The sequence below is a fragment of the Micromonospora sp. NPDC048986 genome, from assembly GCF_040649335.1.
Classification (GTDB): Bacteria; Actinomycetota; Actinomycetes; order Mycobacteriales; family Micromonosporaceae; genus Micromonospora; species Micromonospora alfalfae.
In genome coordinates, this window is sequence record NZ_JBEZFJ010000015.1 from 186,087 (window position 1) to 198,549 (window position 12,463).

Annotated in this window: 12 protein-coding genes; 8 read left to right on the plus strand and 4 right to left on the minus strand. The window is 70.7% G+C overall.

The genetic code is table 11. From position 1 onward, the window contains the following. Window positions 1–56: 56 nt before the first annotated feature. Together AB0B94_RS27345 and AB0B94_RS27350 are read left to right on the plus strand one after the other, a co-directional pair. Window positions 57–941, plus strand: a complete 885-nt coding sequence (locus AB0B94_RS27345; protein WP_357286475.1) for an alpha/beta hydrolase — start codon at window positions 57–59, stop codon at window positions 939–941. A gap of 121 nt (window positions 942–1,062) precedes the next feature. Then, window positions 1,063–1,524 (plus strand): DUF5709 domain-containing protein, encoded by a 462-nt coding sequence (locus tag AB0B94_RS27350; RefSeq protein ID WP_357286479.1) that lies wholly within the window; start codon window positions 1,063–1,065, stop codon window positions 1,522–1,524. Window positions 1,525–1,578: 54 nt separating this feature from the next. Here the strand turns inward: AB0B94_RS27350 and AB0B94_RS27355 are convergent, their stop codons facing one another. From AB0B94_RS27355 to AB0B94_RS27370, 4 genes are all read right to left on the minus strand, one after another. Continuing rightward, window positions 1,579–3,159 (minus strand): DHA2 family efflux MFS transporter permease subunit, encoded by a 1,581-nt coding sequence (locus tag AB0B94_RS27355; RefSeq protein ID WP_357286482.1) that lies wholly within the window; start codon window positions 3,157–3,159, stop codon window positions 1,579–1,581. 587 nt (window positions 3,160–3,746) lie between these two features. After that, entirely contained in the window at window positions 3,747–4,322 is a 576-nt protein-coding gene (locus AB0B94_RS27360) for a DinB family protein (RefSeq protein WP_357286486.1), read from the minus strand. A gap of 71 nt (window positions 4,323–4,393) precedes the next feature. After that, window positions 4,394–5,197 (minus strand): IclR family transcriptional regulator C-terminal domain-containing protein, encoded by an 804-nt coding sequence (locus AB0B94_RS27365; RefSeq protein WP_357286490.1) that lies wholly within the window; start codon window positions 5,195–5,197, stop codon window positions 4,394–4,396. A 4-nt stretch (window positions 5,198–5,201) separates the two neighbouring features. Next, the gene (locus AB0B94_RS27370; protein ID WP_357286494.1) at window positions 5,202–6,638 is read right to left on the minus strand and encodes an amidohydrolase family protein; all 1,437 of its coding nucleotides are present in this window, start codon (window positions 6,636–6,638) and stop codon (window positions 5,202–5,204) included. Between the two features lie 198 nt (window positions 6,639–6,836). On the opposite strand from AB0B94_RS27370, the gene AB0B94_RS27375 reads away from it, so the two are divergent. From AB0B94_RS27375 to AB0B94_RS27400, 6 genes are all read left to right on the plus strand, one after another. Further along, complete coding sequence (locus AB0B94_RS27375) at window positions 6,837–7,973, plus strand: CoA transferase (RefSeq protein WP_357286497.1); 1,137 nt, start codon at window positions 6,837–6,839, stop codon at window positions 7,971–7,973. Then, entirely contained in the window at window positions 7,958–8,728 is a 771-nt protein-coding gene (locus AB0B94_RS27380) for a citryl-CoA lyase (protein WP_357286500.1), read from the plus strand. The genes AB0B94_RS27375 and AB0B94_RS27380 overlap by 16 nt, the downstream gene beginning before the upstream one ends. 29 nt (window positions 8,729–8,757) lie before the next feature. Beyond that, window positions 8,758–9,621, plus strand: a complete 864-nt coding sequence (locus AB0B94_RS27385; protein ID WP_357286503.1) for an extradiol ring-cleavage dioxygenase — start codon at window positions 8,758–8,760, stop codon at window positions 9,619–9,621. Further along, on the plus strand, window positions 9,618–9,980 hold the full coding sequence (locus AB0B94_RS27390; protein ID WP_357286506.1) for a hypothetical protein: 363 nt from the start codon (window positions 9,618–9,620) through the stop codon (window positions 9,978–9,980). Before AB0B94_RS27385 ends, AB0B94_RS27390 begins: the two co-directional genes overlap by 4 nt. After that, window positions 9,977–10,942: a zinc-binding alcohol dehydrogenase family protein gene (locus tag AB0B94_RS27395; RefSeq protein ID WP_357286509.1), complete on the plus strand. Its 966-nt coding sequence runs from the start codon at window positions 9,977–9,979 to the stop codon at window positions 10,940–10,942. The genes AB0B94_RS27390 and AB0B94_RS27395 overlap by 4 nt, the downstream gene beginning before the upstream one ends. An 84-nt stretch (window positions 10,943–11,026) precedes the next feature. Next, window positions 11,027–12,451, plus strand: a complete 1,425-nt coding sequence (locus AB0B94_RS27400; protein WP_357286512.1) for an aldehyde dehydrogenase family protein — start codon at window positions 11,027–11,029, stop codon at window positions 12,449–12,451. The last annotated feature ends 12 nt before the right edge of the window (window positions 12,452–12,463 follow it).

Genomic DNA, 12,463 nt, shown 5'->3' on the forward strand with positions numbered 1-12,463 from the left:
CGCATTAGTTGCCGTGTCGGCGGACGCCGCGCGGGTCTCGGATCGGGAGATAGTTCATGGGTTTCACCAGCCACGACGTCAGCGCCCTCGCCCCCGGCGCCCACACATTCACAGTGGATGGCGTTCGGCAGGTCTACCACGTCGCCGGCACCGGCCCGGTCTGCGTGGCGCACTCCGGTGGCCCGGGCATCGAGTGGGAGTACCTGCGGACGCCCAGCCTTGAGACGCACTTCACGATGGTCTACGTCGAGCCGGTGGGCACTGGCGCGTCGGGGCAGCTCGACAACCCCGACGATTACCGTCTCGACACGTATGTCCGGTTCCTGCACGCCGTCGTCGAGCACCTCGGCGAACCCCGGGTGTACCTCCTCGGGCACTCGCACGGTGGTTTCGTCGTCCAGCGGTACGCGCTGGCCCACCCGGACCGGATCTCGGGCCTCGCCCTGTACGACACCTCGCCCGTCACCGGAGCCGAATTCTGGGGCGAGGCCATGGCCGGTCTCGCCGCCTACCCGCAGCGGCACCCGGACCGGCCGGAGGCGGCGGCGGTCCCGGCTGCCTTCGCGCAGATCGGCGGCGCGACCGACAACGAGTCGTTGGGGGCCGCTCTGCGCGCCGCCCTGCCTGTGTACTTCGCCGACTTCTGGGGCCGACAGGGCGAGTTCGCCCCGTTTCAGGCGGCCGTCCGGATCTGGGCGACGCCGGCCGGCGCGCAGGACCCCACACCCTTCGACGTGCGGGAAAACCTCGGTGAGATCACCGTGCCCGTCGTGGTGATCGTCGGGGCGTACGACTTCATCTGCGGCCCCCGCTGGGCCGAGCAGTTGCACGCGGGGCTTCCGGACTCGCGGCTGGTGACGCTGGAGCGAAGCGGACACTTCGCGCACATCGAGCAGCCGGTGGAGTTCACCGACGCTGTGGCGGAGCTGCTGAAGCGTTGACCCACAGTGACGCCGCCAGCCCCGAGGTTCGTTCGTCACAACGGGCAGGCCTCGGGAAACTGGCGCGTTGCACGGTCATAGGCTGAGCGCTTTGCTGCACCGTGACGAAGAGGAGACCGCCGTGAGCCAGACCGAACGGATGGATTCCGTCGACGAGTGGAACGTGGTTGAGGACGACGGCGTCCTGGACGCCTCCGACACCCTCGACGACGACCGGGTCGGCGACCCCCTCGACACCGGCATCATCGCCGAGGACCACTGGACGGCGGCAAACCGGTTCGGCACCACGCCGGCCGAGGAGCGGGCGGGCGAGTCCTTGGAGCAACACCTCGCCCAGGAGGTGCCGGATGTCGACCCGTACGCCGAGGGTGGCGACGACGAGGACGAGCTGACCCGCCGGGGGTACGAGGCGGAGGCACGCGCCGGCCGTCTCGTCGCCTACGACGAGGGTGTCCGCGAGGACGACGAGGACGAGGCGGTGGCGTGGGACGCCGGCATCGACGCGGGTGCCGCCAGCGCGGAGGAAGCGGCGATCCACGTGGTCGAGGACCCGGACGGGCCCGGCGACGGTCCGTTGCGCTGACGCCGTACCCGCCGCGCCCGGCACCTCAGTGGGTGCCGGGCGCGGCGGGATCGGTCAGTGGATGACGACCGGCGTCCTGACCTGCTCGCCCTGCGGGTCGTCGAGCTGCGCCGGCTGACGCCGACGCGGCAGGAACGCCGCCGGGATGAGCGTGAGCACGACCAACGCGAACGCGACCCAAAACGTGCTGGCGAACGACTTGGCGGCGAAGTCGAGCCCGCGCTCGATGAGCGACGGGTCCACCGGCATCTGCCCAAGCAGCTCGGGCCGCTGCTGGGAGGCGATGGCCAGCCCGGCCTCGGTGACCGGCTTGCCGCTCTCGTCCACCAGGCCGGGGATCTGCCGCGAGCCGTTCAACTCGTTGGTGAGGATCACCGACATCACGGCGGCGCCGACCGAGCCGCCGATCTGCTGGAGGATGTTGACCAGCGTCGAGCCGCGGGCCACGTCGTTGGCCGACAACGTCCGCAGCGCCGACGTCATGATCGGCATCATCGTGCCGCCCATGCCCAGGCCCATCACGAACAGCGAACCGCCGAGCAGCCAGTACGAGGTCTGCGGGTCGACCTGGGTGAAACCGAAGAACCCGACGACGATGAGACCCAGCGCGAACGGGACGGTACGCCCGATCGGCACCCGGTCGGCAAGCGTGCCGGCGATCGGCATGGTGATCATCGCGCCGATCCCCTGCGGCGCCATCAGCAGACCGGCGGCCAGCGTCGACTCACCGCGCACCTGCAGGAAGTAGCTCGGGAACAACAGGCCGGCGCCCATGAACGCGATGATGAACACGAACATCGTCACCGACGCGATGGTCAGACTGCGGTTGCGGAACAGCCGCAGGTCCAGCAGCGGGTGCCGGGGCTTGAACGAGTAGAGCACGAACGCCACCACCAGCGCGCCGCCGACCAGCATCGGAGCCCAGACCTTGGCGTCGGCGAAGGTGCCCGCCTCCGGCAGGGACGAGACGCCGTAGAGGAACAGGGCGAGGCCCGGCGAGAGCATGAGCATGCCGACGAAGTCGAACGACTCGGACGGCTCGGGCGCGTCCTTCGGCAGCGCGACCTGAGCGTAGATCAGGGCGATCAGGCCGATCGGCAGGTTGATCAGGAAGATCCAGTGCCAGCTCGCGGTGTCGATCAGCCAACCACCGAGGATCGGGCCGCCGATCGGCCCCAACAGCATCGGGATGCCGAGGACGGCCATCAACCGACCGATCCGGTGCGGACCGGCCGCCCGGGTCATGATGGTCATGCCCAGCGGCATGAGCATGCCGCCGCCGAGGCCCTGCAGAACCCGGTAGCCGATCAGCTCGCCGATCGTGTCGGCCATGGCGCAGAGCCCCGACCCGATCGTGAACAGGGCCAGCGCCACCATGTAGAGCCGTTTGGTGCCGAACCGGTCCGCCGCCCACCCACTGAGCGGGATCACGGTGGCGAGCGCGAGGGTGTAAGCGGTCATGGTCCAGGCCACGCGGGCGTAGGACGCGTCGAACTCGCTCTGGAATTTGGGCAGCGCCACGCTGACCACCGTCACGTCGAGAATCGACATGATCGCGCCAAGGACGACGACGCCCGCCACCTTGAGCACCGCAGCGTCGAGTTTGTCCGATGTCGCGATGGATTGCTGTGTCACAAACTCTCCTGAAGTCGATTGAGCCGGCCGATGGTGGGCGGTGGCGGCGATGCCGCGCCTACCGGGCGCGGGGCGCGACGTGCCAGGACGACGACGCGCGGAGGAAGACTAACCGCCAGCTGTGACGATTCGCCGCCGGATTTCGTGACGGCCCGGCCTCGCATCCGAACGGCCGTGCGACTGTGGCCGGACGTCGGGGTGTCGATCAGACGGCAGAACCGCGAGCCGGCGGCGGGTCGCGGTCCGGAGCAGCGCGGCGAGGCCAGGGATCGGCTGCGTCGAGGGCAGCGCGGCCCCTCCGTTAGGAGCAGCGATCCGACCGAGGTGAGGCGAGCGCAGGGTGCGGACCGAGGTCGCGGGTCTGTCATCGCGTCGGTGGCCGCGCGGGATTGGGGCGTGCTGGGTTGGCCACTCGATCGGCCTGCTGGCCGGGGGTGGCCGTCGTGCGCTGGTGGTGCCCACGTTCGTCGGTGATAGTGGTTGCGGCGGGGAACCTGGTCGGGGTCGAGCCAGGCCCGTCCCACCCACCGGCCGGCCTGGTCCTCATCATCGGCGACCATCATCCGGTTGCCATGATCGGTTCAGAACTAGTTGCCGCGCTTGCTGGCGTCGAGGGCAGCCTGCTCCACTCGCCGACGGTAGTCCAGCCACCACGACTCGTCGGCCGGGGGAAGGTTGTCGTTCTGGGACAGCAGCCCGACCGCGCCGTCGATGAGTTCGCGCACGATGTCGGCGTGGCCGGCGTGCCGTTGGGTTTCCGCGATGACGTGGACCAGGACGTGGTGCAACGTGACCGCCGCATCGCCCCACCACGGCACGTGGCCGACCTCATCCAGCGCAAGGGCTTCGATGGTGGTGTCGGCGTGGGCGATCGCGCGACGGTACAGTCCGACGATCTCCTCGCGGGTCTCATCCGCGCTCGCCCACATGTCGGCGTTGGCCTCCGCCCCGTCGCCGACGTAGGGCAGCTCCTGCTCGAACGGTCGGCCGAACACGACACCGAAGTAGAGGATCTCCATGGCCGCCGCGTGCTTCACCAGACCGAGCAGGTTGGTCGCGGTCCGGGTCAACGGACGCCGAACATCGTATTCGCCGAGCCCGTCGAGCTTCCACAGCAGCGTGTCGCGGCCGCCCTTCAGGTAACTGTGCAGGTCTGCCTTCATCGCGGCACTATGGCATCCGTCGGGCGCCGGCGCTGCCCCGGACGATGCGCGAAGCTGGTGATCGGTAGGACCTAGGCGGTGACCACCGGCACGGCGGCGGTGAGCGCCCAGTCGTGCCCGATGTCGGCGGCGGCGCGCAGCAACCGCGGCAGGTGCTCCTCGCGCAGGGTCTCCAGCGAGGTCTCGGCGGCGTGCACCGTCACGTTGATGGCGGCGACGACCCGCCCGTCGCCGTCGCGTACGCCGGTGGCGACGGACCGGATGCCCGGGGCCAGGTCCTGGTCGGCGAGCGCCCAGCCCTTCGCCCGGACCTCGCGCAGCACGGCGTCGAGGTCGCCCGGCGCGGGCTGCCAGCGCGGTGTGATGCCGGAGCGGCTGGGCTCGGCGAGGACGGTCGCCAGCGTGTCCGGTGGGAGGGCCGCGAGCAGCACCTTGCCCATCGACGTCGCGGGTGCCGGGAAGCGGGTGCCGATGGTGACACCAAGCGTGACGATCTTGGGTACGGCCACCCGGGCGACGTAGACGATGTCGCTGCCGTCGAGCTGGGCCATCGAGGTCGATTCGTTGGTCTGCGCCACGAGCTTCTCCATGTGCGGCCGGGCCACGTCCCACATGTTCAGTGCGTTGACGTACGCCATCCCCAGCTCCAGGACGCGCGGGGTGAGGGTGTGGCCGCGGCCGACCGCGCGGACGTAGCCCAGCGATTCGAGCGTGATGAGGATGCGCCGGACGGTGGGGCGGGCCAGGCCGGTGGCGGTGGCGATCTCGCTGAGCGTCATCGAGGGGCAGGCCGGACGGAAGGAGCGCAGGACGTCGAGGCCACGGGCGAGAGCCTCGATGAAGTCGGGTCCGGCGCCCCTTCCGTTGTCACTCATGTCCTTAATGCTTCCATTGCGCCGACCCGGCGTCCCACTCGGTGTACTGGTACGGGTTCTCCAGGATCGCGGTCTCGGGGATGTCCGGGTTCATTCCCCGCTGCCACGCCTGCTCCCCCATCGTCTCGCGCAGGTGATCGATGGTCGCTGCCACAGTGGCCCGCGCGGCGGCGAGGTCGACGCCGACGAGGCGGCCGTCGCGCTTCACGACCCGGCCGCCCACCAGCACTGTGTGCACGTCGGCACGCTGGGCCTGGAAGACGACGTGACCGTGCGGGTTCAGGATCGGGAACATCGCCGGCGAGGCGTCGTTCTTGATCAGCACGACGTCGGCCTGACGGCCGGGGGTGAGCGCGCCGATGGTGGCGTCCATGCCGAGCGCACGGGCGCCACCCCGGGTGGCCCACTCGACGACCTGCTCGGCGCGCAGGTGGCAATGGGTGACGGTCTCCTGCTTGGCGTGCGCCTCCAGGTGCTCCCGGGAGCGGTCCGCGCCGAGCGTGCTGCGCATCGCGGAGAAGAGGTCGCCGCTCCACCACACGCTGGTGTCCATCGACAGTGACACCGGGATGTCGTGGTGGCGCAACTGCCAGGTGGGTGGGTAGCCCTGGCCGGCGCTCTGCTCACTCTCGGTCGAGACGGAGACCGAGCCGCCGGTCGCGGCGATCCGGTTGTACGAGTCCTGGGTGAGCGTCGCCGCGTGCACGTAGACGTTCGACGGGGTCATGAACCCGTTCTCGTGCATCAGCCGGATGCCGTCGTCGTTGGTGGCGCCCCACACGCCCGCGTGGGTGGTCACCGCGGCGCCCAACTCCCGGGCCACCTCGAACGCGGCCCGTTCCGGGAAGGCGGGGTCGCCGGTGACGTCGAACGCCAACTGGAAGCCAGCCAGCTTGCCACCGTCGATGCGGCGGCGGTGGAAGTCGCGGAACTCCGGCGAGGTGGCCCACTCCCACGGCCCCTGCTGGATGTTGCCGTAGGCGAGCACGAACCGTCCGTCGACCGCCTCCAGGGCGTCCACCGCGGCGTCGGCGTGCTCGGGTGTCTGCAACCCGTGCGACCAGTCGACGGTGGTGGTCACGCCGGCGTCGATCGCCTCGATCGCGCCGAGCAGGTTGCCGGCGTGGACGTCCTCGGGCCGGAACAGCTTGCCCGACTCGAGGTAGTACCAGACGAAGTACTGGGTCAGGGTCCAGTCGGCGCCGTACCCACGCATCGCGGTCTGCCACAGGTGCCGGTGGGTGTCGACCATGCCGGGCATGAGGATGCCGTCGGCGGCGTCGATCTCCAGGGCGTCGTCGGGTGCGGTGAGGCCGACACCGACCTGCGCGATCCGGCCGCCGACGACCAGCACGTCGGCGCCGGGCAGCACCGTGCGGGCGTCGTCCATGGTGAGAACCAGGCCGTTGCGGAAGACCACCGACCGGTCGGTTGCGCTCATTCGCCACCCATTCCTTTCGGAGTACGAGGGGAATCCGGACCATTGTCCGCTGTGCGGCCAGCCCGAGTGGCGCAAGTGTGGTCCCGGCCACGAAGCGTGTCAAGAGCGTGGCAGTGTTCGAGAAAAGCACCGTTGACACGCACCCTGCGGTATCGCAAGCTGTCTCGGCGGACAGGTGTCCGCAGAACGGGCGGAAACATGGTGCAGCACTCGACAGGCCCACTGGCCGGCCTGCTCGTCGCGGACTTCTCCCGGATCCTCGCCGGGCCCTACGCGACGATGCTCCTGGCCGACCTGGGGGCCCAGGTGATCAAAGTGGAGAGCCCCGGTGGTGACGACACCCGCACCTGGATGCCGCCCACCCGCGACGGCGTCTCGACGTACTACCTCGGCATCAACCGCAACAAGCAGTCGATCGCCCTGGACCTCGGGAAGCCCGACGACCTGGCCGCAGCCCAGGAGTTGGCCCGCCGCGCCGACGTGCTGATCGAGAACTTCCGGCCCGGTGGCCTCGCCCGGTTCGGCCTCGACTACGACACCGTCGCCACGCACAACGACAAGATCGTGTACGCGAGCATCAGCGGCTTCGGCACCGGCGCCGGTAGGGACCTCCCCGGTTACGACCTCATGGTGCAGGCCATCTCGGGCCTGATGAGCCTCACCGGCGACCCGGACGGCTCGCCGTACCGGGCAGGCATCTCCGTCTTCGACGTGATGGCCGGGCTGCACGCCAGCATCGGCATCCTCGCCGCGCTGCACCACCGTGGCGAGACCGGACGAGGCCAGCACGTCGAGGTCAACCTGCTCAGTTCGGCACTGTCCGGGCTGGTCAACCACTCCAGCGGCTACGTCGCCGGCGGCACCGTCCCGTTCCGGATGGGCAACGCGCACCCCAGCCTCTTCCCGTACGAGCCACTGCCCACCGCCGACGGCGAGCTGATCGTCATCGCCGGCAACGACGGGCAGTTCCGCAAGCTCTGCCAGGTGCTCGACCTGCCCGACCTGCCGGACGACACGCGGTTCGGCCGCAACCAGGACCGCACGGCCAACCGCGAACAGTTGCGGCCGCTGCTAGTCGAACGCCTCGCCAGGCGGACCACTGACGAGTGGTTCCGGGACCTGCTCGCCGCCGGCGTCCCGTGCGCGCCGATCAACACCATCGACGGTGGGGTGGCGCTCGCCGAGGAACTGGGGCTCGACCCGGTCGTCACCGTCGGAGACGTGCCCGGTGTCCGCAACCCCATCACCTTCTCCGACACCCCGGCCCGCTACGAGCTGCCACCGCCGGGGCTCGACGAACACGGCGAGGAGATCCGCGCGTGGCTGAAGAACTGAGCTTTCCCACCGGGATCGGCACCTCCGACCCGACCACCATCTCGTTGCTCGGGCAGGACCTGGCCGCCGACCTGATGGGCACTGTGGGCTTCGGCGAGCTGGCGTACTGGCTGGTCGCCGGCCGCCGTCCCACCCCGGGCGAGGTGCGGGTCTTCGAGGCGGTGCTGGTGGCCCTCGCCGACCACGGCTTCACCCCGACGGCGATCGCCGCCCGGCTGACGTACCTGTCCGCGCCCGAGTCGTTGCAGGGCGCGCTCGCCGCCGGCCTGCTCGGCGGCGGCTCCCGCTTCCTCGGTGTCACCGAGGACTGTGGACGCTTCCTCGCCGACACGCTCACCGAGGCCGGCGAGGTGACCGACTACGACGCGGTGGCGCTCGACGCGGTCACCCGGGCCAAGCGGGAACGTCGACTGGTCCCCGGGCTCGGGCACCCCGTGCACAAGGAACAGGACCCGCGCACCCCAGTGCTGATCAGGATCGCCACCGAGGAGGGTCTGCACGGCCCGCACCTGCTGCTGTTCGAGGCGATCGGACGGGTCCACCCGCAGGTGCTCGGCCGCACCCTGCCGCTCAACGGCGCCGGCGTCTGCGGGGCGGCCCTCGCCGACCTCGGGCTCCCGGTCGAGATGCTGCGCGGTTTCGCCCTGCTGGCCCGCGCGGCGGGGCTGCTCGGGCACCTCGCCGAGGAACGACGACGACCGCTCGGCATGGACATCTACCGCACCGTCGACAGCAACGCCGTCTACGAACCCTGATCCCTCCGCCACCCCCGAAAGGAGTGGGAATGGCCTCCGTCGTCGCGGTCATCGCCTCCACCCACCACCCCTTCTACTACCGGGCCAGCACCGCCACCGGCGAGGATCGGCCACCGTTCGCCGACGAGTGGACCCGCAAGATCCTGGCGTTCCGGGAGACGTTGACCCGAGCCCGACCCGACGTGCTGGTGATGGTCGGCTCCGACCACTTCCACCAGCTCTGGCTGGACAACATGCCGCAGTTCCTGGTCGGCAAGGCGCCCCACTACGACGCCAACTGGTACAACGAGGAGCGCGAGTTCGGGCTGCCCCGGATGCTGCTCACGGGCCAGGAGGACCTGTCCGGGCACATCCTGCGCGCCGGGCTCGACGCCGGCTTCGACCTCGCGTTCAGCAACGAGCTGCGCATCGACCACAGCATCACCTGCCCGATCATCACGCTGCGGCCCGAGGCCGATCTGCCGATCGTGCCGATCTACACCAACATTTTCGCGCCACCGTTGCCGCAGCCGAAGCGCTTCGTCCAGCTCGGCCAGAGCATCCGCGACATCGTCGAGTCGTGGCCGTCGCACCTGCGGGTGGCCGTCATCGGCACCGGCCACCTGTCGCTGGAGCTGGGCGGCCCCCGGCAGTTCGGCCCGCACGGCCCGGACCCGGAGTTCGACAGGCGGGCCGTCGAGTGGATCGCCAACGGCGACCTGGACGAGTGCCTGCGCGAGGTCACCCTGGACAGCCTGCACTCACCGGGCAACGCCACCCACGGCTTCATGGACTTCATGCTCATGATGGGCGTCGCCGGTGCCGGCGTGAAGGCCGACTACGTCGACACCCTCGACCTGTTCCACACCATGGAGGCGTACTTCACCTGGTACCCGAACGGAGCGCCGGCATGAGCAAGTACCTGCTGAACAAGTTCCTCTTCATGGTCGACCGGGACCCGGAGCTGGTCGAGCGCTACCGCAGCGAGCCGCGCGAGCTGGTCGCCTGGTGGGAGGCCGAGTGCGCCAACACGGTGCTGAACTGCCACACCGGCGAGGCGAGCACCTGGCTGCGCCTCGACGACGTGGAGCGCGAGGCGTTGGCCACCCATGACCACGTGAAGCTCTTCGCGCTGGGCGCGCACCCGTTCCTCACCCTGACCCTCTTCATCGCCCTGTTCGAGCGGGACAACACCGAACCGCTGGAATACCAGAAGTCCTACGGCGCGCGGCTTGCCCACTTCTCGATGCCCTACCCGGACATCGCGACGTGATCCGCGCGGCAGTGCTCACCGCCTGCGGCACCGCGCCGACGATCGCCGAGCGGCCGGCGCCCGTACCGGCCGACGGTACGGTGGCGGTCACCGTCGAGGCCGTGCCGATCACCCCGCTGGATCTGCTCTGCGCCAGCGGCACCAGCTACTTCGGCCCGCCGCGCACGCCGTACGTGCCGGGTGTGCAGGGGGTCGGTCGCCTCGCCGACGGCACCGCTGTCTGGTTCGGCACGTCGGCCGGGATGCGTTCCGGTGTAAACGGCAGCATGGCGAGCACTGTCACGGTGCCGACCGTCGACGTGGTGGCGCTGCCGGCCGGCGTACCGCTGACACTGCTCGCCGCCCTCGGTCTCTCCGCAGTGGCCGCGCACGCGGCGCTGACCCACGCCGGTGGCCTGGCGGGCGGCGAACAGGTCATCGTGCTCGGCGCCGGAGGCGTGGTCGGTCAGGCCGCCGTCCAGCTCGCCCTGCTCGGCGGCGCCCGCCGGGTCATTGCCGTGGCCCGGTCGGCAGCGGCGCGGGCCCGCGCCGAGGAGCTCGGCGCCGCCGCCACCGTCCCGCTACTGCCCGACGACGATGTCGCGTCGATGGCCGACCGGCTGCGCCGCGCCGCCGACGGGCCGGTCGACCTCGTCCTCGACCCGGTCTTCGGTGTCCCGGCCGCGGCGGCGCTGCGGGTGCTGCGCCCGGGTGGGCGACTGGTCAACCTGGGCAGCGCGGCCGGCGCGACCGCGCCCATCGAGTCCGCCGTGCTGCGCAGCGGGGCACTGCGGATGACCGGCTACACCAACAACGGGTTGTCGACCGCCGAGCGGGCCGCGGCGCTGACAGTGGTGGCCGGGCACGCGGCGGCCGGCCGGCTCACCGTCGACCACGAGATCGTGCCGTTCGACGCCATCGCTGACGCCTGGGCCCGGCAGGACGCCGGCACCACCACCGGCCGGATCGTCCTCGCGCTCTGAGCGGGCCGGACCCCAGCCAGGGATCGCGGAACCCTGGATAAACCGCACCTGGTTGGGGTTCGGCAGCGGTGCGACGGTCGGTCCATGACACCTTCCACCCACACCGTCGCCGGCCACTGGATCGGCGGCCAGACCGTCACCGGCTCCGCCGGCACCCTTCCCGTGGTGAACCCGGCCACCGGCGAGGTCGTCGCCGAGACCCCGGCCGGCACCGCCGCCGACGTCGAGCGCGCCGTCGCCGCCGCCCGGGCCGCCTTCCCGGCCTGGTCGGCGACCACCCCGCAGCACCGGGCGGACGTGCTACGCCGCCTCGGCGCCGGCCTCGCCGCCCGTACCGAGGAGATCGCCCAGGCGATCACCGCCGAGATGGGCTCGCCGATCGGTATGTCCCGGACCGCCCAGGTCGCGTTCCCGGCCGCGGTGGTCGAGTCCATCGCCGGCCTGGCAGACGACTTCGCCTGGACCGAGGAGGTCGGCAACTCGCTGATCGTCCGCGAGCCGGTCGGCGTGGTCGGCGCGATCACACCGTGGAACTTCCCACTTCAGCAGATCGTCTCCAAGCTGGCGCCGGCCCTGCTCGCCGGCAACACGATGGTCTTCAAGCCGTCCGAGAGCGCCCCGCTGACCGCGCGCGTCCTCGCCGAGGTCGCCGCCGAGGCCGGCGTACCTGCGGGTGTCTTCAACGTCGTGTACGGCACCGGCCCGACCGTCGGCGAAGCGATCTCCGCCCACCCGGACATCGACATGATCTCCTTCACCGGCTCCACCCGAGCGGGTCAGCGGATCTCCGCGGTGGCCGCGGCGACCGTCAAGCGGGTCGCGCTGGAACTGGGCGGCAAGGGCGCGAACATCATCCTCGACGACGCCGACCTGGCCACCGCTGTCGAGCGGGGCCTGATGATGGCGTTCAGCAACGGCGGCCAGGTCTGCGGCGCGTGGCCGCGGATGCTGGTGCCCGCCGCCCGCCAGGACGAGGTCGTGGCCTTGGCAGTCGAGGCAGCGAAGCAGTACACCGTCGGCGACCCTGGCGACGAGGCCACCCGCATCGGCCCGATGGCGTCCGAGGCCCACCGGCAGAAGGTCGTCGGCTACATCGAGCGGGGCATCACCGACGGCGCCCGGCTCGTGTTCGGCGGCCCGCAGCGGCCCGAGGGGCTGAGCGTCGGGGCCTACGTCCAGCCGACGATCTTCGCCGACGTCGATCCGACCTCCGCTATCGCCCAGGAGGAGATCTTCGGCCCGGTGCTGACGATCATCCCCTACGCCGACGAGGACGAGGCGGTGGCCATCGCCAACGGCACGCTGTACGGCCTGACCAGCGGCGTCTTCGGTGAGCCGGAGCACGCCCTTGCCGTCGCCCGGCGGCTGCGCGTGGGCCAGGTCGACGTGAACGCGGGCCACTGGAACCCACTCGCCCCGTTCGGCGGCTACAAGCACTCCGGCAACGGCCGCGAGTTCGGCCGCTTCGGCCTGGAAGAGTTCCTGGAGACCAAGTCCATCCAGCGCTAACCCCTCCACCCC

What these genes read in the sequence shown, in the direction of transcription:
- AB0B94_RS27365 (WP_357286490.1), bottom strand. Translation starts at nt 5,197, where the DNA reads ATGAGTGACAACGGAAGGGGCGCCGGACCCGACTTCATCGAGGCTCTC.
- AB0B94_RS27345 (WP_357286475.1), top strand. Translation starts at nt 57, where the DNA reads ATGGGTTTCACCAGCCACGACGTCAGCGCCCTCGCCCCCGGCGCCCAC.
- AB0B94_RS27370 (WP_357286494.1), bottom strand. Translation starts at nt 6,638, where the DNA reads ATGAGCGCAACCGACCGGTCGGTGGTCTTCCGCAACGGCCTGGTTCTC.
- AB0B94_RS27375 (WP_357286497.1), top strand. Translation starts at nt 6,837, where the DNA reads ATGGTGCAGCACTCGACAGGCCCACTGGCCGGCCTGCTCGTCGCGGAC.
- AB0B94_RS27390 (WP_357286506.1), top strand. Translation starts at nt 9,618, where the DNA reads ATGAGCAAGTACCTGCTGAACAAGTTCCTCTTCATGGTCGACCGGGAC.
- AB0B94_RS27360 (WP_357286486.1), bottom strand. Translation starts at nt 4,322, where the DNA reads ATGAAGGCAGACCTGCACAGTTACCTGAAGGGCGGCCGCGACACGCTG.
- AB0B94_RS27400 (WP_357286512.1), top strand. Translation starts at nt 11,027, where the DNA reads ATGACACCTTCCACCCACACCGTCGCCGGCCACTGGATCGGCGGCCAG.
- AB0B94_RS27385 (WP_357286503.1), top strand. Translation starts at nt 8,758, where the DNA reads ATGGCCTCCGTCGTCGCGGTCATCGCCTCCACCCACCACCCCTTCTAC.